We start from the raw sequence: 22,236 nt of genomic DNA, 5'->3' as shown, positions 1-22,236 counted from the left end.
GGCCCTCCTGGCGGTCGGCCCTCCTGGCGGTCGGCCTGCCGGCCGGCGGCCCCTCCCGGCGGCCGGGGCCGTCAGTCGGCCTTGATGGCGGAGAGCATGTTCAGCCGGGCCGCCCGGCGGGCCGGCCAGAGCGCCGCCAGCACGCCGACCGCGGCGGCCAGCAGCAGGAACAGTCCCATCCGGTCCCACGGCAGGGTCAGCTCGTAGGTGGCCAGGCTGTCGGCGATCTGCTCTCCCGCGGCCCAGCCGAAGAAGACGCCGAGAACGATGCCCAGCACCCCGCCGAAGAGCGAGATGACCAGCGACTCCAGCCGGACCATCCGCTTGATGCCGGCGCGGTCCAGACCGATGGCCCGCAGCATCCCGATCTCCTGCTGGCGCTCGAAGACGGACATCGCGAGGGTGTTGACGACACCCAGCACCGCCACGATCACCGCCATGGCGAGCAGGCCGTAGAGGACGTTCAGCATCATGTCGATCAAAGACGCGAACTCGCGGGAGATGTCGTCCTTGGTCTTGAACTGGACGGCCGGGTTGTCGCCGACGGCCTTGCGCAGCGCCTTCTTGGCGCCGGCGGTCGCCCCCGTGTCGGTCTTGACCAGCACCTGCCGGTCGGCGACCTCGGACATGTGCGGGGTGACGGTCCGGTGGTCGACCATGATCCCCTTGAGCATCTCGTTGCCCTGGTAGATCCCGCCGACCGTCAGCCGGCCCTTCTTGCCGTCCTCGTAGGTGACGTCGAAGGACGAACCGGCCTTCCAGTGGTGGCTCTTGGCCGTCGAGTCGTCCACGATCACCCGGCCCCGCTGGGACAGCGAGGTGTAGGAGCCGGAGGTGAAGTCGAGCCGGGTGAGCTTGGCGATGCTCCCGGGCGCCACACCGACCAGGGTCTCGTTGTCCCCGTCGATGCGGGCCGGCGACGCGCGCAGGGCGCTCGCGGCGGTGACGCCGGGCTGGGCGGCGAGCTTCTTCGCCACGTCGGGGGAGAGGTCGCTGCCGCCGGCCATGGCGACGACGAAGTCGGCCTTCAGTGAGTCGGCCGCCATCTTGTCGACGGCCTTCTGGACGCTGGTGCCGATGACCGTGAGGCCGGTGATCAGAGTGAGGCCGATCATCAGCGCGGTGGCGGTCGCGGCGGTACGGCGCGGGTTGCGGACGGCGTTCTGCCCGGCGAGCTTGCCGGGCATCCCGAAGCGGCGCAGCACCGGCCCGACGGCGGCGATCAGCGGACGGGAGAGCAGCGGCGTCAGCACGAAGACACCGATGAGCAGCAGGCCGGCGCCGAGGCCGAGGGCCGTCTCGTCGCCCGCGGTGACGGACACGGCGGCACCGGCGGCACTGAGGAGCGCGCCGATGGTGTTGCGGACCACCAGGGACTTGGTGGTGGCCACCGCGTGGACGCTGTTCATCGCGGCCACCGGCGGGATCTTCGCGGCCCGCCGGCCCGGGAGCCAGGCGGCGAGCATGGTCACGAGGATGCCGACGGCCAGGGAGGAGACGATCGCCGACGGGGGGATGACGAGCGGGCCGTCCGGCATGGCGTCCGCGGGCAGCAGGGCCCGGATCCCGGCGCCGATGCCGATGCCGGCCAGCAGTCCGGCGACGGCCGCGACCGCGCCCACGACGAACGCCTCGACGAGCACCGAGCGGGTCACCTGGCGGCGGCTGGCGCCGACGGCGCGGAGCAGGGCCAGTTCCTTGGTGCGCTGGGCGACCAGCATGGTGAAGGTGTTGGCGATGATGAAGACGCCGACGAACAGGGCTATCCCGGCGAAGACCAGCAGGCCGGTCTTCACGCCGCTCATGCCCTGGGCGATCATCTCCGCCTCGTCGTCGGCGAGCTTCTGGCCGGTGGTGGCCTCGGCCTCGCGCGGCAGGATCCTGTCGACCGCGGCCTTCAGGTGGTCCTGGGAGGTGCCGGGGGCGGCCTTGACGTCGATCTCGTGGAACCGGCCGGGCTTGGCGAACAGCTTCTGGGCGGTGGCGGTGTCGAAGAGGGTGAGCGTGCCGCCGGCCGTCACCTGGCCCTTGTCGGTGGTGAAGACACCGGTGATCTTCTCGGTGAGGACCGGGCCCCGGACGGACATCCGGACGGTGTCGCCGACCTTGAAGCCCGCGCGGTCGGCGGTCTTGGCGTCGACGGCGATCTCGCCGGCGCGCTGCGGAGCCCGGCCGGACGTCAGCGGGTAGCGGGCGTCCTTGCCGTCCTCGCCGGGGAAGTAGTTGGAGCCGGCCCGGGTGAAGCCCTGGCCCACCAGGTCGCCGTTCCGGTCGGCGAGGTACGCCTGGCCGTCGACGCTGCCGGTGGCCGAGGCGGCGCCGGGCACCTTCGCGGCCTTGTCCAGCAGCCCCTGGGACAGCAGCGGGGGCCCGCCGGGATCGCCCTTGTCGTCGTCCTCCTGGTGCGGGCGGACGGCGACGTCGATGCCGGTGTAGCCCTTCTGGCTGCTGCTCTGGAGGGCTTCGGAGAAGGTGGAGGTGAAGACGAGGGTGCCGGAGACGAAGGCCACGCCGAGCATCACGGCGAGGACGGTCATCAGCAACCGGGCTTTGTGCGCGAGGACGTTGCGCAGTGCGGTACGGAACACAGGGGGGTCCTGGGGGTCGGTGGTCTGGCCGGCTGACGTCGGTTTCCGGCGGCCGGGCGGGCGAGTGGCCGGGGGCGAGTGGCCGGGGGCGAGTGGCCCGGCGGCCTGTCGGCCTTCGGCCGCCGGTCGGTCAGCTCGTCCGGCCCTTGGCGTCGAACGCCTTCATGCGGTCCAGGACGGCGTCGGCGGTCGGCTCGTACATCTCGTCGACGATGCGGCCGTCGGCGAGGAAGACGACGCGGTTGGCGTAGGAGGCGGCCACCGGGTCGTGGGTGACCATGACGACGGTCTGGCCCAGCTCGCGTACGGAGTTGCGGAGGAAGCCCAGGACCTCGGCGCCGGAGCGGGAGTCGAGGTTGCCGGTCGGCTCGTCGGCGAACATGATCTCGGGGCGGCCGGCGAGGGCGCGGGCGACGGCGACGCGCTGCTGCTGGCCGCCGGAGAGCTGGTTCGGGCGGTGCTTGAGCCGGCCGGAGAGGCCGACGGTGTCCACGACGGTGTCGAGCCACTGCCGGTCGGGCTTGCGGCCGGCGATGTCCATCGGCAGCGTGATGTTCTCCAGGGCGTTGAGCGTGGGCAGCAGGTTGAACGCCTGGAAGATGAAGCCGATCTTGTCCCGGCGCAACTGGGTCAGCTTCTTGTCGTTGAGCGCGGTGAGCTCGGTGTCCCCGATGCGGGCGGAGCCGCCGGAGACCGTGTCCAGCCCGGCCATGCAGTGCATCAGCGTGGACTTGCCCGAACCCGACGGCCCCATGATCGCCGTGAACTCGGCCCTGCGGAAGTCCACGGAGACGGCGTCCAGGGCGACCACCTGGGTCTCGCCCTGGCCGTAGACCTTGGTGAGATCCGTGGCACGGGCCGCCACCTCGGCGGTACGGACGGCGGTCGGGGCGCCGTAGGGGCTGGTGGTCACGGGGGACACTCCTGTCGGGACGCGGATCGGGACGTGATTCCATGGTCCTGTCCGCCTGCCCGGCGCGGATCAGACCAGGCTCCCGTTCCCGGGCCCGTCTCCAGAGGTACGGCCGGAGGGTGGGGTCATCCTTCGGTATGAGGGTGCGCGGGGGCGTGAGGGCGGTGGTCCCGGAACGGGATCGTCCGGTCCGGGGCGGTTCGGGACGGCGTCGGTACCGGGCCGTTCGGGACGCCGCCGGTACGGGATCGTTCGGGACGGCGCCGGTACGGGACTGACCGGGCCATGCATGCCGGTACGGGAGGCGCCGGGAGCGCCGGGAGCGGCGCCGATACGCCGTCGGGCCCGCGTCAAGACCGCGCTACGGGGTGGTGACGCAGAGGGACCGCGTGGAGTCGAGATTGCGACAATTCCGTGAGAGTGCCCGGGTGGGGTGGTGAACGGGATGGATCGGCCGCTGGCATGTGCCTATGGCGTCTTTGCTGCACTGACAGGTCCTCAGTTGCCCATAAAATAAGACAACCTCTGGTCAGTGTTCCGCTGTTTGGGGGGCGCCACCCGGATAGGCTCATCCTGTTCTCCTCGAGGGAACCCGCGCGCGCGTCCGTGCACGCGTGGCCCGAGGGCCCGCCCGGATGGTGGAATGCAGACACGGCGAGCTTAAACCTCGCTGGCCCTTCGGGCCGTGCCGGTTCGAGTCCGGCTCCGGGCACATCCGCACGTTCACCGTTCGCCTGTGGGCGGGCGTGTGTGCCCGGCGACGGGTGCGCTCCGGCCGCCCGGAGCCACCCCGTCCGGCCAGGAGCCGGCCGGGCGCCCGGTGGTGCCGTCGTCCGGTGTGTCCGGCGGCCGGCCGCGTCCGCCGGCGCTTCGGGACGCCCGTGCCGCGGCCGGGGTCCGCGTCAGTCGCGCGTGCCCGGTGCCGTCCCGCCCGCCAGCTCGAAAAGGGTCCTGAGGGCGGCGAACGCCTCCGCCCGGTCCACCAGGCCGTCCAGGCCGTGCAGGGTGTTCACGCCCACGCCGCTGCCGAAGACCAGCGAGGCCAGGCTCTTGGCGTCCGGCAGGCCGGGGGTGCCGGACGTGATCCGTTCCAGGTAGCCGACCCAGGCCCGGCGGGTCCCCTCGTATCCGCGCACATAGGCGTCGCGCAGCGGCCCGGGACCGCTCATGACCTCCGGCAGGACCGTCGCGAAGACCCGGCCGCAGGGCGCGTCCACCACCGCCAGGTGGGCGTCGAGCAGGGCGTCGAAGGTGAGGGGCCCGGTCTCCGGGAGCAGTCGGCGGTACGCGTCCTCGGCGCTGCGGAAGGCCTGCCCGATCACCTCGACGATCAGACCCTCCTTGGAGCCGAAGTGCCAGGCGACGGATCCCCGGCTGATGCCCGCGCGGTCGGCGACGGCCTGGACGGAGGCGGCCCGCGGCCCGCCCTCGGCGACCAGTTCGGTCGCCGCCTCCAGCAGCCGCCGGCGGCTCTCGCGGGCGGACTCCTCACGACGACCGGTCATACGGTGATTGTTCCACGGGGTGCCCCGCGGCCGAAGGGGTGCGGACCCCTTCGTTCACCGTCCCGTGTCCGGAAAACCAATCACCGCACACCACTTGACGGCCTGTGCCAAGCGTTCAACGATTGGACCACCGTCCAGTTTTCGCGGGTGAGCGGAGCCGGGGACCTTGAATGCCCTGGTGTACGGCGGCTCACGGCGCAGAAGTGGCGGGACACGTTCCGAGCCGCACGTTCCCCGTACCGCTCCTCCACCGGCCGCACGCCGGTCGATTCACGCCACCCCCGGGCCTCCCCGCGCGTCCGTTCCTCCGCCCGGGACCACCGACCGCACGATCGGAGCCGTCATGCGCCTGATCACGTTCACCGCCCCACATTCCACCGGCGGGACCCCGCCGGACCGCCCCCGCGCCGGCGTCCTGCTGGACGGCGACGCGGCGGACGGCGCCGTGCTCGACCTCGTCGCCGCCGCCCCCGGCGACCCCCGGCTCGCCTCGCTCCAGGCCCTGATCGAGTCCGGTGAGGCGGGCCTCGACCGGGTGCGGGAGCTGTGCGAACGCCCTCCCGGCGAGGCCGTTCGCGCCCGGAGCGGGGTCCGGCTGCTGGCACCGCTGCCCCGCCCGGTACGGCTGCGGGACTGCGGGCTGTTCATCGCCCACCTGGAGAGCGGACTGCGGGAACTGGCCCGGCGGCAGGCCGCGACGGAGGACGATCCGGCCGCCGCGTTCGAGCGGCTGATGGCCAGCGGGAGGTTCGACCTCAGTCCGCTCTTCCGCGAGCGCGTCATGTACTACACGGCCGACCCCCTCTGCGTGAGCGGACCGGACGACGAGATCACCGCGCCCACGGGCGCCCGGGAGCTGGACTTCGAACTGGAGTTCGCCGCTGTGCTCGGACGGACCGGCCGGGACGTCAAGCCCGCCGACGCCCCCGCCCACGTCTTCGGCTACACCGTCTACAACGACTGGAGCGCCCGTGACCTCCAGGCCGTCCTGATGCGGGCCGGCGTCGGACCGTGCGAGGGCAAGGACTTCGCCGGCTCCAACTCCCTGGGCCCGTGCATCGTGACCCGCGACGAGCTCCCCGACCCGTACTCCCTCACCATGACCGCCCGGGTCAACGGCGAGCAGTGGTCGCGGGGGACCACCGACGGGATGGAGCACAGCTTCGAGGACGCCGTGGTGCACCTGAGCCGGGACCGCGAGGTGCACGCCGGGGAGGTGATCGGTTCCGGAACCGTGCCGTCCGGGACGGGGTTCGACCTCGGGCGGCACCTGGCGGACGGGGACGTGGTCGAGCTGGAGGTCGAGGGCATCGGCGTGCTGCGCAACACCGTGCGCGTGCCCGCGTCGCAGGACCGGGGGCAGGGTCCGGGCCGGGCTTCGAGCCGGGCTCCGGGCCGGTCATGAGCGACGCGTACGTGCTCGGCGTCGGTCGCACGGCGTACGGCCGGTTCCCCGGCCTGACCGTCGGCGCGCTCGCGGGCGAGGCGCTCGCCCTGTGCCTGGCCGACGCCGGCGTCGAACCGGCCGCCGTGGGCGCGGTGTTCTTCGCCAACGCCACCCAGGGCGCCCTGGAGGGGCAGCACCTGGTGCGCGGTCAGGTGGCGCTGCGGGACACGGGGATCGCGGGCGTCCCCGTCTTCAACGTCGAGAACGCCTGCGCCTCCGGGACCGCCGCCGTCCACCTGGCGGCCACCGCGGTGCGGGCCGGGGAAGCGGACGTCGCGCTCGCCCTCGGCGTCGAGAAGATGTACGGCGCGGACGAGGAGCGGCTGGCCGCCGCCTTCCACGGCGGCCTCGACGTCGCCCGGTGGGAGGAGGGGCTCAAGGCCCTGCGCGAGGCGGCGGGCGCCGAGGCGGCACCGCCGGGCCGGCGTTCCGTGTTCATGGACGTCTACGCCGCGCTCGCCGCCGACTACCGGCGCCGCCACCCCGGTCTCACGCCGCGCCGGCTCGCCGCCGTCACCGCCAAGAACCGGCGGCACGGCGCGCTCAACCCGCGGGCGGCGCGCCGCGAGGCGCTCACCGTGGACCAGGTGCTCGCCGCGCGGGCGATCGTGCCGCCGCTGACCCAGCCGATGTGCGCGCCGATCGGGGACGGCGCCGCCGCGGCCCTGGTCTGCTCGGCCGCCGCGGCCCGCCGGCTCGGCGCCCGCCGGGCGGTCCGGATCCGGGCGAGCGTCGTCGCCTCCGGCACCGGCCGGACGCTCGACGAGGAGGCCCGGCGGATCACCCGCCTCGCCTCGGCCGCCGCCTACGAGCGGGCGGGCGCCGGCCCGGCCGACGTCTCGCTCGCGGAGGTCCACGACGCCACCGCGATCGGCGAGGTGTTGCAGGTGGAGGCTCTGGGACTGGTCCCGGACGGGGAGGGCGCGCAGGCCGCCGAGCGCGGCGAGACGGCCCTCGGCGGCCGGCTGCCGGTGAACACCTCCGGCGGCCTGGAGAGCAACGGCCACCCCGTCGGCGCCACCGGCGTCGGCCAGGTCCACGAGCTCGTCACCCAACTGCGGGGGGAGGCGGGCGACCGCCAGGTCCCCGGCGCCCGGATCGGCGTGGCCGAGAACGGCGGCGGCTTCCTGGGCTTCGAGGAGGCCGCGGCGGCGGTGGTCGTCCTGGAGGCACCGGGGAGGCGGCTGTGACGGGCGGGGGTACGGACGGGGGCCCGGGGGAGGGGGAAGCGGTGGCGAGTGGCACGGAGACAGCGGGCGAGGCACCCATGAGCGGAGGATTTACGGGTGCCGTGGGGCCGGTGAGCGTCGTGGGGGTGCCGGCGGGCGGCCGTGCGGCCGCCGAAGCACCACGTGGCGAGGTGCTTTCGGAGGCCGGGCCCGCCAATGTCGCGTACCTGCTGCGCCATGCCGCCGCCGAGGTTCCGGACGCGCCCGCCGTGTGCGAGGGGGCGGACATCCTCCGCGACTACCGCGCTCTCACCGAGCGAGCCGCGGCGATCGGCGAGACGCTGTGCCGCGACCACGGTCTGCGTCCCGGCGACCGGGTGGCACTGGCGATGCGGAACACCCCGCTCTACCCGGAGGTGCTGTTCGGGGTCTGGTGGGCGGGGCTGGTGGCCGTTCCGATGAACGCCCGCCTTCACCCGAGGGAGTTCGCGCAGCTCGTCGAGGATTGCGGCGCACGGCTCTGCGCCGCCACCGGCGAACTCGCCGGTCCGCTGAGCGAGCAGGAGCTCGGCCCGGCGGCCCTGGTGACGGCCGACGAACTCGCCGAGACCGCCGGCGGCGGGACGCCGGTCCGCAGCCTCGTCCGGCCGCCCGTCGACGTCCCGGCCGACGCGCCCGCCTGGCTGTTCTACACCAGCGGGACCACCGGCCGGCCCAAGGGCGCGACACTCACCCATGGCAACCTGCGGGCCGCCACGGACAGCGCGCTCGCCGACATCGGGGACGGTGTCGAGGCCGCGATGCTGCACATCGCGCCCATGTCACACGCCGGCGGCCTCTTCGGCCTCGCCCACGTGGCCCGCGGCCGGGCCCAGGTCTTCCCCCGGGGCGGGGCGGTGGACGCCGGCACCCTGGCCGAGGCGCTGCGGGCGTTCGGCCCGGTGACGTTCTTCGCGGTGCCGACGATCCTGCGGCGCCTCCTCGATCCCGCCCTGCTGCCCGACGAGCTCGTCCCCCGGGTGCACCGCATCCTTTACGGCGGCGCGCCGATGTACCGGGAGGACCTGGAGCGGATCGTCGCCCGCTTCGGCCCCGGGCGGCTGTGGCAGGGCTACGGGCAGGGCGAGTCGCCCGGCACCATCACCCACCTGCGTCCCGAGGACCACGCGGGGGACGACCCCGAGGCGCTGGGCCGCCGGCTGGCGAGCGTCGGCCGGGCGCGCACCGGCGTCGAGGTGCGGGTGGCGGACCCGGACGGGCGGGATCTGCCGGCCGGGGCGACCGGGGAGGTGCTGGTCCGCGGGGCCACCGTGATGTCCGGTTACTGGAACGCGCCGGAGGCCACCGCCCGTACCGTGCGCGACGGCTGGCTGCACACCGGCGACCTGGGCCGGCTGGACGAGGACGGCTTCCTCACCCTCGTCGACCGGGCCAAGGACCTGGTCATCGCCGGGGGTTCCAACATCTACCCGCGGGAGGTGGAAGAAGTCCTGCTGCGCCATCCCGCGGTGGCCGAGGCCGCGGTGGTCGGCGCGCCGGACCCCGAGTGGGGCGAACTGCCCGTCGCCTTCGTGGTACGGGCCGACGGTGGCGCTCCCGGCGAAGGGGGCGTTCTCGCCGCCGCGTTGGAGGCCCACTGCCTCGGCCACATGGCCCGCTTCAAGCGGCCCCGACGCTTCCTGTTCGTGGCCGCGCTGCCGAAGAACAGCTACGGAAAGGTGCTCAAGACCGAACTGCGGGGGCTGATCGGCCGGCCCCCGGGACCCGACGACCCGAGAGCTGGTACCGCGACATGAGCCGCATCGTCGACCTGACCTCCCCCATCGACCCCCGTGACCTCGAACTCGTCCCGGAGAGCATGCCCGACCTGGCCCTGGTGGTCGCTCCGCGCATGGACTACCACACGCACGACGAGTGGGGCCTGGACTTCATGGTCGCCTCCTTCGGGTGCGACCCCGACGACCTTCCCGGGCGCGAGGGCCCGGCCGGGGAGGTCATGCACGAGATCAGCACCCACTGCGGGACGCACGTGGACGCCCCACTGCACAGCGGGCGGATGTGCGAGGGCCGGCCGGCCCGGACGCTGAGCGACATCTCGCTGGAGGAGCTGTACCGGCCGGGCATGGTCCTCGACGTCCGCCCCTGGGCGAAGCCGGGGGAGGCCATTCCGGTCGAGGCGCTGAAGCAGGCGATCGCGGCCACCGGGCGGGACGTCGAGCCGGGTGACGCGGTGCTCATCAGGACCGGTCAGGAGCGCTATCGGCTGGGCGACCCCGAGTACTTCGCCTATCCGGGCATGTCGGGGGCGGGTACCCGTTACCTCACCGGGCTGGGGGCGACCGTTCTGGGTACGGACGCCATCGGGTGGGACCGGCCCATTCCGGCGATGCGGCGGGCCTTCCAGGAGACGCGCGATCCCGGGCACATCTGGGACGGGCACTACGCGATCCAGGACAAGGAGGCGTTCATCGTCCAGCAGTTGGTGAACCTCGGCGCGCTTCCGGCGACCGGGTTCATGGTCGGGTTCTTCCCGCTGAAGCTCACAGGGACGAGTGCGGCGCCGGCGCGGGTGGTGGCGTTCCTGGAGGGCTGAGCCCTCCACTGTTTCCTGTCCCCGGACGCCGGACGGGCCGGGTGGGCCGGCCCGTCCGGAAGGGGTGAGTCCGGGGCTCAGGAAGCCCGCACCCGCACCGCCGTCGCCCGCCGCGACCCCACAGCGAAGAGGGCGAGCCCGCCGATCAGCCAGCAGGACAACACGACCAGTGCCCTCCCGCACCCCGCTCCGTCGAAGAAAGCGGTCGACCGCAGCAGTGTGCCGCCGGCGCCCGGCGGCAGGAACTGGCCGAACGTGCCCCAGCCGGAGGGCAGCCACTCCGGGCCGGAGGCCAGACCGGACAGCGGGTTGCCGAGGAAGATCATCATGGCGGCGCCCAGGCCGAGACCGGGCCCGCCGAGCAGCGAGTGGAGGCCCATGATGGTGACGGAGGTGGCGGCGGTGTTGAAGGTGACGGCCAGGGCGATCAGCGCGTAGTCCCCGTCCGTGACCCCGAACCCGTACTGGAGCAGGGCGCTGAGGGTGAAACCGGCGAGGACCGAGAAGCCGAGGGAGGTCGCGGCCCGCTGGGCCGGCCGGCGGAGCAGCATCACGATGGCGACGGTCGCCAGGTAGCCGCCCAGTACCAACGGCAGGGCGCCGGCGGCGAGTCCGGCCGCGTTGGGGTCGTCCGCCGTCGGCGGGTGCAGGTCGTGCACGGCCACGGAGGGGCGCGGCGCGGACGGGTCGAGGGCCGGTGCGAGGGCGCGCAGGGCGGCGGCGACGGACGGTCCGGCCGTGGTGGCGACCAGTACCTCGGGCTTGTCGCCCGGTGCCGCGCCGAGGACCACCGCGCCGTAGGCGTCCCGGTCGTCGATCCGCTTCCGGGCGGCGGCCGCGTCCGGCACCTTCGTCACGCGGAACGCGCCGGGGCGGGCCTCCGCCAGATGGTCCGCGACCCGGTCGGCCGCCGGTCCGGGCCCGGCGACCGCGATCGGCACCTTGTGCGGGCCGGAGTTGATCGCCGGCAGCGCGAAGGCGGTCAGCATGGCGGCGAGCAGGACGGTGAGGCCGACGATCAGGACCGGGACCTTGCGCCACCCCGCCGCCGCCTCGGCGGCCGGATCGGCGGCCGGATCGGCGGGGCCGGTCGGATCGGGGGCGGAGCCCTCGGAGCCCTCAGGGCCCTCAGGGCCGTCGGAGTGGGCGGTGGGGCCGGTGGTGTCAGTGGATGTACGGGACATGGGAGTTCCCCTCGGGGCGGGTGACGTGCTCCTGGTGCCGTGCTGTGGTGCGCGCGGTGTCGCCGGGCGGCCGGGCGTGCGGTGCCGTGCGATCCGGTGCTGTGCCGTGGTGTGCGGTGGCGTGCCGTGTTGTGCCATGGGGCTGAAGTGCCGTGGTGCCGGTGTGCCGCGGACGTGCGGCTGTGGCGCGGCTGTGGTGCGGTCGACGGGCCCGGGGCCGTTGCCCTGCTGCCGCCGCACCGGCGGTGCGCGGCCGGTGTGTCAACGCCTCCCCGTCACCCCGCCGTCATCCCGCACGCCCTCACACCCCCCGGCGCATCCCGTCCCGCCGCGCGCCCGACGCCGGTACTCCGCGCCGGGGGGTGTCGGGGCAGACCGGGGGCGTACGGGCGGGCCGGCCGGTCAGGGGTCCACGCGCACGCGCTCCAGTTCCCGGCGCACCGCCTCGGCGACGGGCGTGCGGGAGCCGGTGCGCACCCAGTGCTCGAAAGTGAGCCGGGTGGTGGTGAAGGCGATCGTGGCGGCGAGCAGCGGGTAGAGGTCGTGCTCGGGGTCGGTGCCGGTGCGCCGGGCGATCTCGGTGGCCAGGGTGGCGGCCATCCCGGCCTCGAACCGCACCTGCTCCGCCGCCAGTTGCGAGTGGGTCAGGGCCAGCCGCGCGCGCAGGATCGTGCCGGGGTCGACGGCGGAGAGCTCCTCCAGCGCGGTGGCGAAGGCGTGGGTGAGGGCGTCCCACAGCGGTTCCTCCGGCGGACGGGCGGCCAGGGCCTCGCGGACGTGTTCGGCCCGTTCGGTGCCGGAGGCCATGACGGCCTCCTCCTTGCTGGAGAAGTAGTTGTTGAACGTCCGGGCCGAGACACCGGCCTCGGCCGCGATGTCCTCCACCCGGACAGCCTCCCAGCCGCGTTCCGCGGCGAGCCGCAGCGCCGCGAGGCCGAGCGCCGTTCGCGTGGCCTGCTTCTTCCGTTCCCGGAGCCCGGAATTCCGTCGCTCCGCGGGGTGGTGTCCGGTCGCGGGGCCGGCATCCGCCCGGTCGTCCGCCGTCCTCGTCCCCTTCCGCGTCCCCGTCCCCGTCCGTCCGGCGGCTTCCCGCCGCGCCGTCGTCCTCACGGCCTCGCTGCTCATGCCCCTCACGATACAGAAACGTGCGCGCCCCGCAAGTTTGCGCACCGCGCAAGAAAGCCCCGGCGTAGGGGTGCGGCTCCGGCCGCCTGGCCGAATGTCAACTGTCGGTCTGCTACAGCGCGTTGACGCTCGAACGCTACGGTATGTAGCGTTACCGATCGGTAGGGTTGTGATCGCCGGGAGGGAAGAGGCGGGGGAGGCGGGCGGTCCGGACGTCCGGCGGGGCGGCGGCCCGTGAATTCCCGGCTCTCCCCGGTTTCTTTCCCGCCTTTACCGGCGGTCACGCCCGCAGCCCGCCAACCGGACGGGATGCAAAGAAACTCACTGGGGCGTGTATGCGTATTCCCAATTCTCTTTACATGGTTCCCGACCCGTGCGAACGGGAGGCCGCCGACGGCCCGCGGGCGGGTGGTGACATACCGGCGGAAGACGTCGACCAAGTGCTTTTACGGATGCGCCCGCTCATCGAATCCGTGATGCAGACCACACAGGTCCGGGCGCTGGAGGAATCGAGCCTCGCGGTCATCGGCGACCGTGCCGTCGCCGTCGACGCGCTCATCGGTCTGGTCCGCCGGGCCGAGACGTCGGTGACCCTGCTCCTCCCGCCCGCCGGCGACGCCCTGCGGCTGGTGACCGACGCGCTGAAGGCGCTGGCCGACCGGCGTCCGGACGACGCCCGGGTACGGATCCTCGCCCCGCCCGAACTGGCCGCGGACGCGCGGCTGGCCGAGCTGACGACGCTGTTCGACGGCGTGGAGATCCGGCTGGCCGCCGGCGTACGGCACGCGGCGGCCGTCGTCGACCAGCGGGTGGCGCTGGTCAGGGCCGGTGAGGCCACCGTGTTCGGTGCCGAGGCGTCGCTCGTCCGGGCGCCCAGCGTGGTCCGGGCGCTCTACGACATCCTGATGACGGCCTGGTACCGGGCCGCCCCCCTCACCCGCTACCAGCGGCTCCAGGAGTGCCTGCGCCGCGACTCCGGCGCCCGCATCCTGCGCATGCTCGGCGAGGGCTACACGGACGAGGTGGCCGCCCGCGAACTCGACATCTCCGTCCGTACCTACCGCCGCCGCGTCGCCGACATCATGCGGTTGCTCGGCGCCCGCTCCCGATTCCAGGCGGGCCTCTACGCCGCGGGCGCGGGTTTGTTGCGCGCATAAGCACGCGCATGTGACATCCGTATGTCGTGGCGGCAGGAAGCTGCCACCGGCGGCAGGGAATTCAGGACATCCCGTGGGCCGCCCGGCAGTTTCCGGACCGGCCCGTTGAACCCCTTCGCGCCGTCGCCGAAAGTCGTGACGTATCCGGGAGTCGGAGACCGAATCCGAGGGCCGGAGACCGAACCCGCGCCGGCACCGGCCGCGCGGGCCCCGGAATCGATCCGAAACCGAGGAAGTCACTTACACCATGGGCGAATACGACGGGGCGCGGCCCGCTCCCATAGCCGTCGTGGGCATCGGCTGCCGGGTCCCCGGCGCCGACGGCCCGGACGCGTTCTGGCGACTGCTGACGGACGAGACCTGCACGGTGCGTGACGTGCCGTCGACCCGCTTCGGGCGGCCGTACGAGATCCCGGGGGCGCGCGTCCGGTCCGGGCTGCTGGACGACGTGGACCGCTTCGACGCCGCGTTCTTCGGGATCTCCCCCCGCGAGGCGGCGGGCATGGACCCGCAGCAGCGCCTGTTCATGGAGGCCGTCTGGGAGGCGCTGGAGGACGCCGGACAGGACACCTCCACACTGGCCGGCACCCGTACCGGCGTCTGGGTCGGCACCACCAACGTGCACTACTGGGAGCTCCAGCAGTCCGCCGGCCACCCGGACATCCACGCCTCGCTCGGCGCCGGCTCCCGATCCACCACCACCGGCCGCGTCTCCTTCGCCCTGGACGTCACCGGCCCCGGCCTCTCCGTGGACACCGCCTGCTCGTCCTCGCTGACCGCCATCGCCCTGGCCTGCCAGAGCCTGGCCACCGGCGAGTCCACGGTGGCCATCGCGGGCGGCTCCCAACTGCTGCTCACCAACACCGAGAACCACGGCTTCGTGGACGCGAACGTCTTTTCCGACAACTGCCGCTTCGGCGACGCCTCCGCCGACGGCTTCGTGTTCAGCGAGGGCGTCGGTGCCGTCATCCTCAAGCCGCTGGACCGCGCGCTCGCCGACGGCGACCCCGTACGGGCGGTCATCCGCGGCTGGAGCGTCAACAACGACGGCGCCGGCAGCGACACCATGATCAACCCGGCGCTCAGCGGCCAGCGGCAGATGCTGGAACTGGCCTACGCGCATGCCGGGGTCCCGGCCGCCGACGTCGACTACGTCGAGGCGCACGGCACCGGCACCCGCGCCGGCGACCCCGTCGAACTCGGCGCTATCGCCACCGTCCTGGGCGGCGACCGCGCGGGACGCGCCCCGCTGCTCGTCGGCTCGCTCAAGAGCAACATCGGGCACACCGGCGCCGCCGCCGGCGTCCTCGGTCTGATCAAGACCGTCCTCGTCCTCCAGCACCGCACCGTCCCCCGCACCCTGCACGTCACCGAACGCACCCCCACCGTCGACTGGGACGCCGCCGGAATGGACCTCCCGCACGCCGGCGCCGTGCCGCTCACCGCTGCGAACCGGCCCCTGACCGCCGGGGTCAGCGGGTTCGGCGTCTCCGGCACCAACGTGCACGTCGTCCTCACCGAAACCGGGCCGGACGCCGGGCCCGCCACCCGGCCGGCCGGCGCCGAGCGCGGCGCCGCGCACCTGCTGCCCGTCTCCGCCGCCTCCCCCGAGGCCCTGCGGCAGCGCCTGCTGGATCTGGCCGGCCACCTCGAAACCGACGGTCGCGACACCCCCCTCACCGACCTCTGCCACACCGCCGCCGTCCGCCGCGCCCACCACGACTGCCGGGCCGCCGTCGTCGCGGACGACCACGGGACGCTGGCCGCCCGGCTGCGCGAGGCCGCCGAGGACGCGGCCGACGCCGGCTACGCGGGCCGCCCGCGCGTCGCCTTCGTTTTCTCCGGCCACGGATCCCAGTGGATCGGCATGGCCCGCGAACTCATGGACGCCTCCCCGGCGTTCAGCGCGTCCCTGATCCGCTGCGACGAGGCCGTGCGCGCCGAGACCGGCTGGTCCGTCATCGACCGGCTCACCGACGGCACCGACCTGGTGAACGAGACCGTCGCCGTCGTCCACCCCGTCCTGTGGGCCGTCCAGGTGTCGCTCGCCGAGACCTGGCGGGCCTGGGGCGTCGAACCGGACGTCGTCCTCGGCCACAGCATGGGCGAGTCCGCCGCCGCCTGCGTCGCCGGCGCGCTGAGCCACGCCGACGCCGCCGCCGTCGTCTGCCGCCGCGCCCGGCTCATCCGCGACCGCGTCGCCGGCCAGGGGACGATGTCGGTGGCCGCCCTGACCGCCGACGAGGCCGGCCGGCTGATCGCCGAACTCGCCGTGGACGTCTCCGTCGCCGCCAGCAACGGCCCCCGCACCACCGTGCTCGCGGGCGAGGTCGAGGGCATCGAGAAGATCAAGGCCGAGCTGGACGCCCGGGACGTCTTCTGCCGCGTCATGAAGGCCGAGGCCGCCTCCCACTGCTCGCGGATGGACCCGCTGCTGGACGAACTCGCCCACGAGCTCCGCGACCTCGCGCCCCGCGCCGGTACGGTCCCGATGCGCTCCACCGTCACCGGCGAGCTCGTCGACGGCTCCGGGCTCGACGCCGCGTACTGGACCCGCAACATCCGGGGCCGCGTCCACTTCCACGAGGCCGTGCTCGCCACCGCCGAGGCCGGCGAGACCGTCTTCGTCGAGATCAGCCCGCACCCCGTGCTGTGCAAGGCCGTCCAGGAGACCCTGACCGCCGCCGGCCTCCCGGGCGTCGCCGTCGGCTCCCTGCTGCGCGACCAGCCGGAGCGCGAGACGCTCCTCGCCCACCTGGGCCGGGTGTACGAGGCGGGGGCGCCCGTCGACTGGACCGCCCTGTACGGCGGCGGCCGGTGCGTCCCGCTGCCCGCCTACCCCTGGCAGCGGGAGAGCCACTGGGTGGAGGACCTGGACGCGCTGCCCCGGACGTACGAGTTCCGGCTGGACGAGCCGGGCACGCCGTTCCTGCCGCCGCCTGCTCCGGACGGCGGAGCCGTCGTCGTCCACGGCCCCGAGTGCGTCGAGGCCGCCCGGACCGCCGTGGCCCGGGCCGCCGGCACCGAGGACGTCCGGCTCACCGCCGCCGACATCGGCGAGGCCCTCCTCGTCCCGCCCGGGACGGCGCCCGTGCTGCGGGTCACCGTCACCCCGGGCGCGGCGGACGGGGAATGGGCGTTCGAGGTCGAGAGCCGGGCCGAGGGCGCGGCGCGGTGGACCGGGCGCGCCCGGGGCGCCGCCGCCACCGGCCTGGAGAACGCCGGGCACGAGCCGCCCGCCACCGTCCTCGCCCGCTGCCCCGAGCACCTGGACGGCGACGCCTTCCGGCGGCGCGTCCCGGCGGCCGGGGCCCTCCGGCCCGTCCTGGAGGAGGTGTGGCTCGGGCAGGGCGAGGCCGTCGCCCGGCTGCGCCGGCCCGTCGGGACGGAACCCCGGCCCGGCCACCCCGTCCACCCCGAGCTCGTCCGGTCGGCCTACCAGCTCGCCCTGGCCCTGCTGCCGGACCCGTCGCTGCTCTCCCCGCACCTGACCGGGTTCGCGGTGACGGGCGAGGCGACCGAGGAGCTGTGGACGGTCTGCCGGATCACGGAGGGCGCCGGCGGGGCGCTCGCCCTGGACACCGTGCTGTTCGACGCCGGAGGCCGGGCCGTCGCCGAGGCGAAGGGCATGCCCGTCGGACGGTCGGCGGCGGCCGAGAAGGAGAAACCGGAGCACGTGAGCGACGTGAGTGAGGACGGGACCGTGACGACCGAGCACGCGAGGGCGGACGAGACGGGCGTGCGGCGGGCCCCGGCGGCCAGGGCGGACCAGGGTGTCGAACTCACCGGGGAACTGCGGCTGACGGACCCGGCGAGCGGATTCGTGATCGAGCTGCGCGGCAGCCTGCGCATCACCGGCTCGGGGGCGGTGAGCGGGAGCGGAACCCCCGGCTCCGCGTCCGCCGAGCCCGCTCCCGCGACGGTACGCGTCGCCCCCGCCGCTTCCGCCCCCGTGGCCGCGGCACCGGCACCGGCCCCCGCGCCCGCCCCGGCCGAGACCCCCGCCGCCGCCCCCGCCGGGCCCCCCGCCGCCGACCGCCCGGTCGCCGACCGGGTGGCCGAGCACGTCGCCGCGGTGCTGGGGATGCGCGCGGGCCGGCTCGACGTCGACAAGCCGTTCCACCGGCTCGGCATGGACTCGCTGATGGCCACGGAGCTGCGCAAGCGGCTCGAACGGGAGCTGGGCGTCGCCCTCCCCGTGGCCCGGCTGGGCCGCGCCACCACCACCGCGTCCCTGGCCCGGGAGCTGGCGGCGGAGATCCCCGCCTGAGGTCCCCCGCCCGGAGCACCCGGCCGCCCACCCGTACCGCTTGACGCATGTGACGCCAGTCACCCCATGTGGAGGAAGAGTTGACCAAGGACCTGTACGACATCGGCGAGATGCCGCCCCTGGGCGAGGTCCCGGCGCGGATGCACGCGTCGGTCATCCGTCCGGAGCGCTACGGGCCGCCGTCCCAGGGCTTCGCCATGGAGGTCGTGGACGTGCCGGAGGTCGGCCGCGGCCAGGTGCTCGTCTACGTCATGGCCGCGGGCATCAACTACAACAACGTGTGGGCCTCCCTCGGCTACCCGTACGACGTGGTGGCCGGCCGGCGGAAGAAGGGCGAGCCCGAGGACTTCCACATCGGCGGCTCCGAGGGGTCCGGCATCGTCTGGGCCGTGGGCGAGGGCGTCACCTCGGTCAAGGTCGGCGACGAGGTCACCCTCTCCGGCTGCACCTGGGACGAGACCGCCGAGGACATCCGGCTGGGCGCCGACCCCATGACCTCGGTCACCCAGAAGGCGTGGGGCTACGAGACCAACTACGGCACCTTCGCCCAGTACGCCCTGGTCAAGGACTTCCAGTGCCACCCCAAGCCGAAGAGCCTCTCCTGGGAGGAGGCGGCCTGCTTCCTGCTCACCGGCGCCACCGCCTACCGCCAGCTCTGCGGCTGGCCCCCGCACACCGTGGAACCCGGCGACCCGGTGCTGATCTGGGGCGGCGCGGGCGGCCTCGGCTCGATGGCGATCCAGATCACCCGGATCCGCGGCGGCATCCCCGTCGCCGTGGTCTCGGACGACGAGCGCGGCAAGCACTGCCTGGAGCTCGGCGCGGAGGGTTTCATCAACCGCAACGACTTCGACCACTGGGGACGGCTTCCCGACACCTCGGACGACGCCGCCATGGCGAAATGGATGAAGGGCGCCCGCGCCTTCGGCAACCGGTTCTGGGAGATCCTGGGCGAACGCCGGGCTCCCCGGATCGTTCTCGAGCACAGCGGACAGAACACCATTCCCACGTCGATGTATTTGTGCGACACCGCCGGAATGGTCGTCATCTGCGGGGGCACGAGCGGTTACAACGGCGACCTCGACCTGCGATTCCTCTGGATGCGGCAGAAGCGGCTGCAGGGCTCCCACTTCGCGAACATCCGCCAGTGCCGCCAGGTCATCGAACTCGCCGCGAGCGGGAAACTCGACCCGTGCCTGTCCTGGACCGGTGATTTCGCCGACACCGGCCGGGCGCACCAGCTCATGTACGAGAACCGGCACCCGTCCGGGAACATGGCCGTCCGGGTGAACGCCCTGGCGGGCTGACCGGGCCGCGACGCGGGGAACCGGGCACGAACGGGCCGGGCGGGCCGTCTTCGGACGGGCCGCCCGGCTTTCGGCCGTCCCCGGCGGAACCTGTCGTTTGTCCGTCGCGTTCTCTGGTAGGAGAGGTGGAGGTCAAAAGATCGTCCCACAGCACGAGAGCCATTCCTTTGCCTACCTATTACCCTTGACGGCAAGGCCGCGCAGGGTGGCCATGGAGGAGTGAAATGAGGAGCAGGAACCCGGTCTTCTCGCGACGGGGGTTCACTCCCGGAGGCGGCTACGCGAACTTCAACGCGGCACCGCCGTCCGGGTCCGCGACGCAGGGGAACCCCTACGCGAACAGCCCGTACGCGCAGTCGGCCGACCCTTATGCGGGCAACCCGTACGGCCAGCCCACCAACCCGTACGCGCAGGGCGCCCCGGATCTCCGGCAGGGGATGCCGCAGGCCCCGGCCCGCCCGGGCGCCATGACGATGGACGACGTCGTCAGCCGCACCGCCATCACGCTGGGCCTGGTGATCGTCGCCGCCGGCGCGGCGTGGGCGCTCAAGCTGCCCGTCGGCCTCGGCTTCGGCGCCGCGGTGATCGCGATGGTGCTGGGCCTCGTCCAGTCGTTCAAGGCCAAGCCCTCCCCGGCGCTGATCCTGGCCTACGCGGCGTTCGAGGGTCTGTTCCTCGGTGTCATCAGCCAGGCCTACAACGAGGTCGCCAAGGGCGCCCCGATGCAGGCGGTGCTGGGCACGGTGGCGGTGTTCGCCGGTGTGCTCTTCGCGTACCGGGCCCGGATCATCAACGTGAACCGCAGGTTCTACCGGTTCGCGATCGGCGCAGCGATCGGCTTCCTGCTGCTGGGCGTCGTCAACACGCTGTTCGCCGTGTTCGGTCACGGCCTCGGCTTCCGCACCGGCCCGGTGGGCATCCTCGTCGGCGTCATCGGCGTGCTGATCGGTGCCGCGTTCCTGGCACTCGACTTCAAGCAGGTCGAGGACGGCGTGCAGTACGGCGCCCCGCGCGAGGAGTCGTGGCTGGCCGCGTTCGGTCTGACGCTGTCGCTGGTGTGGATCTACACCGAGCTGCTGCGGGTCATCGCCCTGGTGATGAGCGACGACTGACCCCCGCGGGTCACGAGTGACGGGCAGGGCCCGGGAAGACCGACTGACATCGGCTTCCCGGGCCCTGCCCGTCTCCACGGGACGTCGTGCGGGTGCGGACCGGCCGCCCGCGGCTACAGGAGCCTGCGCGCGGCCCGTCGGAGGTCGTACTCGTGCACGATCGCCTTGGCGTGGCCATAGGCGAGACCGTGTTCTCCGCGCAGCCAGCTCACCTTCTCCTCGAACCGGGACAGGGAGGGGCCTTCGTCGACCGTGCGCATCCAGTCGGCGACTTCTCGGCCGGTGCAGTGGGGGATTCGGGAGAGCAGGTTCCGGTGGGTTTCGTCGGAGATGACGTAGGACATCGGCGCCTCCGGACGCGTCGGATGATGGTCCTTCATGTCACCGTGCCCGAGTGTTCAGTCATTGGCAACAGTCGGTGGCGGCCGCATAGTCTCGGGGCGTGGATGATGTGACGCCTCTGCTGACCGCCGTGGACACCTTCGCCGACCGCGTACGCGCCCTGCCGCAGTCCCGGCTGAGCCGGGGGGCCGCCGCCGAGGCGCTGGCCCTCGCCCGGGAGCTGGCGGCCCGGGCCCAGCGGGTGGAGGAGCCCGGGGACGCCGCGCCGCGCGAGATGCCGGACGCGGGGATGTTCGCCGTGGCCGACCAAGTGGCCGTCGCCGGCCACGACTTGGCCGAGGCGCTGGCCGCCGGCGGTGCGCCGGGGGCCGCGGTGGCGGAGGCGGTGGAACTGGTGACGGAGGCGGCGCGGCGGTGCGGCCTGCAATGAGGCCGCGAGGCTTCCCCGGAGCTCTCCGTAGCTTTTCGGAGCTTCTCGGCGCTTTCCGGCGCCGGACGCCCCGGTCAGGTCACAGCGACGCGATGACGCGGTCCGCCAGGACGTAGACGTTGCCCGTGGCACAGCCGAAGGTCAGGGCGTACGCGCCCGCCACCCCGGAGCCGCCGAGCAGCACCGGAGCCTCGCCGGTGCGCAGTGCGTGCGCCAGGCTCTCCGCGGTCTCCCGGTGGCCGGGCGTCATGCAGACGGTGGTGCCGTCGGCGAAGACGTAGACGTCGAGGGTGCCGAGCGGGCCGGGACGGACGTCCGCCAGCGGTACGCCGGCCTCCGCGAGCTCGGTCAGCCGCTCGACGGTGCGCTCGTGGTCGCCCACCGGCGCGCCGGCGGGGGAGAAGTCGGGATGCGAGGGGTGCCGGCGGCGGGCGGCGGTGAGCTCCGGGGACTCCGCCTCGTCCGCCGCGGCCGCGTCGGTCTGCCGGGGCAGGTACGGGAACGGGGCCTGCGGGACGTCGCCGTACAGGAGCTCGGGGGCCGCCGTCTCGTCCACGGCGCCCGGCAGGTTCGACAGCAGCGACGGCGCGTCGGCGACACCGCTCAGGTCGAGGGCCTCCTGCGCGGCCCAGAACGCCCGGGCCTCGGCGAGCTCCCGCTCGCGCTCCTCCGCGAGCGCGTCGGCGACGGCGGCCCGTATGTCGGAGAGGACCACGCCGGTCTCCTCGGCGGGGGCCGTCCGCGCGGCCGGGACCGCCGGGGCCGCCGTGTCCGCCGCGGCCGTGCGCCGGGAGCCGGCCGCGGCCAGATCGGCGCGGAGTGCGTGGATCTGCCGGCGCAGCCCGCGGGTCGTCCACAGGGCGGCGGTGCCCGCGGCGGTGGCAGTGGCGGCGGCCAGCAGCAGGGCAAGGGACATGGCGCTCACTGACGTACTCCCGGTTGCTGTCGGTCCCCGAATTCCTACCTCAGCTTCGCGCGCGCCGTTCCCGGTCCCCAGTGCAAAACGTCATGAAACCGGCGGGACTTAGGGCCCGGAGGTAGTAAGTTCAACTTATCTGACCTGCGGAAACGAATCTCCCCCGGGACGTTGGTCA

16 protein-coding genes and 1 tRNA gene are annotated in these 22,236 nt (G+C 73.8%); 10 read left to right on the top strand and 7 right to left on the bottom strand.

Going from position 1 to position 22,236, the window contains the following annotated elements:
• Positions 1-71: 71 nt before the first annotated feature.
• Together ACZ6X9_RS19615 and ACZ6X9_RS19610 are read right to left on the bottom strand one after the other, a co-directional pair.
• Entirely contained in the window at positions 72-2,588 is a 2,517-nt protein-coding gene (locus tag ACZ6X9_RS19615) for an ABC transporter permease (protein WP_469779265.1), read from the bottom strand.
• Positions 2,589-2,718: 130 nt separating this feature from the next.
• Positions 2,719-3,501 (bottom strand): ABC transporter ATP-binding protein, encoded by a 783-nt coding sequence (locus ACZ6X9_RS19610; RefSeq protein ID WP_223767140.1) that lies wholly within the window; start codon positions 3,499-3,501, stop codon positions 2,719-2,721.
• A 629-nt stretch (positions 3,502-4,130) separates the two neighbouring features.
• Here ACZ6X9_RS19610 and ACZ6X9_RS19605 point away from each other — a divergent pair.
• Positions 4,131-4,213, top strand: a tRNA-Leu gene (locus tag ACZ6X9_RS19605).
• Positions 4,214-4,403: 190 nt separating this feature from the next.
• Here the strand turns inward: ACZ6X9_RS19605 and ACZ6X9_RS19600 are convergent.
• The gene (locus ACZ6X9_RS19600) at positions 4,404-5,006 is read right to left on the bottom strand and encodes a TetR/AcrR family transcriptional regulator (protein WP_469779264.1); all 603 of its coding nucleotides are present in this window, start codon (positions 5,004-5,006) and stop codon (positions 4,404-4,406) included.
• Between the two features lie 343 nt (positions 5,007-5,349).
• Between ACZ6X9_RS19600 and ACZ6X9_RS19595 the strand changes: the two genes are divergently transcribed.
• The 4 genes from ACZ6X9_RS19595 (at position 5,350) to ACZ6X9_RS19580 (ending at position 10,215) form a co-directional block, all read left to right on the top strand.
• Positions 5,350-6,411 carry a fumarylacetoacetate hydrolase family protein gene (locus tag ACZ6X9_RS19595; protein WP_469779263.1) on the top strand — a complete coding sequence of 354 codons (1,062 nt, stop codon included), beginning with the start codon at positions 5,350-5,352 and terminating at the stop codon, positions 6,409-6,411.
• A complete protein-coding gene (locus tag ACZ6X9_RS19590; protein ID WP_469779262.1) occupies positions 6,408-7,643 on the top strand; it encodes a thiolase family protein in 1,236 nt (411 codons plus the stop codon). Before ACZ6X9_RS19595 ends, ACZ6X9_RS19590 begins: the two co-directional genes overlap by 4 nt.
• A gap of 77 nt (positions 7,644-7,720) precedes the next feature.
• Positions 7,721-9,418 carry a class I adenylate-forming enzyme family protein gene (locus tag ACZ6X9_RS19585; protein ID WP_469779261.1) on the top strand — a complete coding sequence of 566 codons (1,698 nt, stop codon included), beginning with the start codon at positions 7,721-7,723 and terminating at the stop codon, positions 9,416-9,418.
• Positions 9,415-10,215, top strand: a complete 801-nt coding sequence (locus ACZ6X9_RS19580; protein WP_469779260.1) for a cyclase family protein — start codon at positions 9,415-9,417, stop codon at positions 10,213-10,215. The genes ACZ6X9_RS19585 and ACZ6X9_RS19580 overlap by 4 nt, the downstream gene beginning before the upstream one ends.
• A 77-nt stretch (positions 10,216-10,292) precedes the next feature.
• On the opposite strand, the gene ACZ6X9_RS19575 is transcribed toward ACZ6X9_RS19580, so the two are convergent.
• Entirely contained in the window at positions 10,293-11,399 is a 1,107-nt protein-coding gene (locus ACZ6X9_RS19575) for a hypothetical protein (protein ID WP_469779259.1), read from the bottom strand.
• 402 nt (positions 11,400-11,801) lie between these two features.
• Entirely contained in the window at positions 11,802-12,524 is a 723-nt protein-coding gene (locus ACZ6X9_RS19570; protein ID WP_469779258.1) for a TetR/AcrR family transcriptional regulator, read from the bottom strand.
• Positions 12,525-12,883: 359 nt separating this feature from the next.
• Between ACZ6X9_RS19570 and ACZ6X9_RS19565 the strand changes: the two genes are divergently transcribed.
• The 4 genes from ACZ6X9_RS19565 to ACZ6X9_RS19550 all read left to right on the top strand — a co-directional run bounded on the left by ACZ6X9_RS19565 (position 12,884) and on the right by ACZ6X9_RS19550 (position 20,370).
• Positions 12,884-13,681: a helix-turn-helix transcriptional regulator gene (locus ACZ6X9_RS19565; protein ID WP_469779257.1), complete on the top strand. Its 798-nt coding sequence runs from the start codon at positions 12,884-12,886 to the stop codon at positions 13,679-13,681.
• Positions 13,682-13,928: 247 nt separating this feature from the next.
• Complete coding sequence (locus tag ACZ6X9_RS19560; protein WP_469779256.1) at positions 13,929-17,951, top strand: type I polyketide synthase; 4,023 nt, start codon at positions 13,929-13,931, stop codon at positions 17,949-17,951.
• 80 nt (positions 17,952-18,031) lie between these two features.
• Positions 18,032-19,258: a crotonyl-CoA carboxylase/reductase gene (gene ccrA, locus ACZ6X9_RS19555; RefSeq protein ID WP_469779255.1), complete on the top strand. Its 1,227-nt coding sequence runs from the start codon at positions 18,032-18,034 to the stop codon at positions 19,256-19,258.
• A gap of 224 nt (positions 19,259-19,482) precedes the next feature.
• On the top strand, positions 19,483-20,370 hold the full coding sequence (locus tag ACZ6X9_RS19550) for a Bax inhibitor-1/YccA family protein (RefSeq protein ID WP_469779254.1): 888 nt from the start codon (positions 19,483-19,485) through the stop codon (positions 20,368-20,370).
• Positions 20,371-20,483: 113 nt separating this feature from the next.
• Here ACZ6X9_RS19550 and ACZ6X9_RS19545 read toward each other — a convergent pair whose 3' ends face one another.
• Positions 20,484-20,714 carry a DUF4287 domain-containing protein gene (locus ACZ6X9_RS19545; RefSeq protein ID WP_223767193.1) on the bottom strand — a complete coding sequence of 77 codons (231 nt, stop codon included), beginning with the start codon at positions 20,712-20,714 and terminating at the stop codon, positions 20,484-20,486.
• 98 nt (positions 20,715-20,812) lie between these two features.
• On the opposite strand from ACZ6X9_RS19545, the gene ACZ6X9_RS19540 reads away from it, so the two are divergent.
• Positions 20,813-21,142, top strand: coding sequence for a hypothetical protein (locus ACZ6X9_RS19540; protein ID WP_469779253.1), 330 nt, complete (start codon positions 20,813-20,815; stop codon positions 21,140-21,142).
• A 79-nt stretch (positions 21,143-21,221) separates the two neighbouring features.
• Here the strand turns inward: ACZ6X9_RS19540 and ACZ6X9_RS19535 are convergent, their stop codons facing one another.
• On the bottom strand, positions 21,222-22,067 hold the full coding sequence (locus ACZ6X9_RS19535; protein ID WP_469779252.1) for a hypothetical protein: 846 nt from the start codon (positions 22,065-22,067) through the stop codon (positions 21,222-21,224).
• Between the last annotated feature and the right edge of the window lie 169 nt (positions 22,068-22,236).

It is taken from the genome of Streptomyces sp. NPDC052910 (genome assembly GCF_055585605.1).
This window is presented reverse-complemented; position numbering and strand designations above follow the sequence as displayed.

Excerpts from the sequence above, each read along its gene's own strand:
- ACZ6X9_RS19590 (WP_469779262.1), top strand. The coding sequence starts at position 6,408 with ATGAGCGACGCGTACGTGCTCGGCGTCGGTCGCACGGCGTACGGCCGG.
- ACZ6X9_RS19580 (WP_469779260.1), top strand. The coding sequence starts at position 9,415 with ATGAGCCGCATCGTCGACCTGACCTCCCCCATCGACCCCCGTGACCTC.
- ACZ6X9_RS19545 (WP_223767193.1), bottom strand. The coding sequence starts at position 20,714 with ATGTCCTACGTCATCTCCGACGAAACCCACCGGAACCTGCTCTCCCGA.
- ACZ6X9_RS19560 (WP_469779256.1), top strand. The coding sequence starts at position 13,929 with ATGGGCGAATACGACGGGGCGCGGCCCGCTCCCATAGCCGTCGTGGGC.
- ACZ6X9_RS19585 (WP_469779261.1), top strand. The coding sequence starts at position 7,721 with ATGAGCGGAGGATTTACGGGTGCCGTGGGGCCGGTGAGCGTCGTGGGG.
- ACZ6X9_RS19600 (WP_469779264.1), bottom strand. The coding sequence starts at position 5,006 with ATGACCGGTCGTCGTGAGGAGTCCGCCCGCGAGAGCCGCCGGCGGCTG.
- ACZ6X9_RS19595 (WP_469779263.1), top strand. The coding sequence starts at position 5,350 with ATGCGCCTGATCACGTTCACCGCCCCACATTCCACCGGCGGGACCCCG.
- ACZ6X9_RS19565 (WP_469779257.1), top strand. The coding sequence starts at position 12,884 with ATGGTTCCCGACCCGTGCGAACGGGAGGCCGCCGACGGCCCGCGGGCG.
- ACZ6X9_RS19575 (WP_469779259.1), bottom strand. The coding sequence starts at position 11,399 with ATGTCCCGTACATCCACTGACACCACCGGCCCCACCGCCCACTCCGAC.
- ACZ6X9_RS19550 (WP_469779254.1), top strand. The coding sequence starts at position 19,483 with ATGAGGAGCAGGAACCCGGTCTTCTCGCGACGGGGGTTCACTCCCGGA.
- ACZ6X9_RS19570 (WP_469779258.1), bottom strand. The coding sequence starts at position 12,524 with ATGAGCAGCGAGGCCGTGAGGACGACGGCGCGGCGGGAAGCCGCCGGA.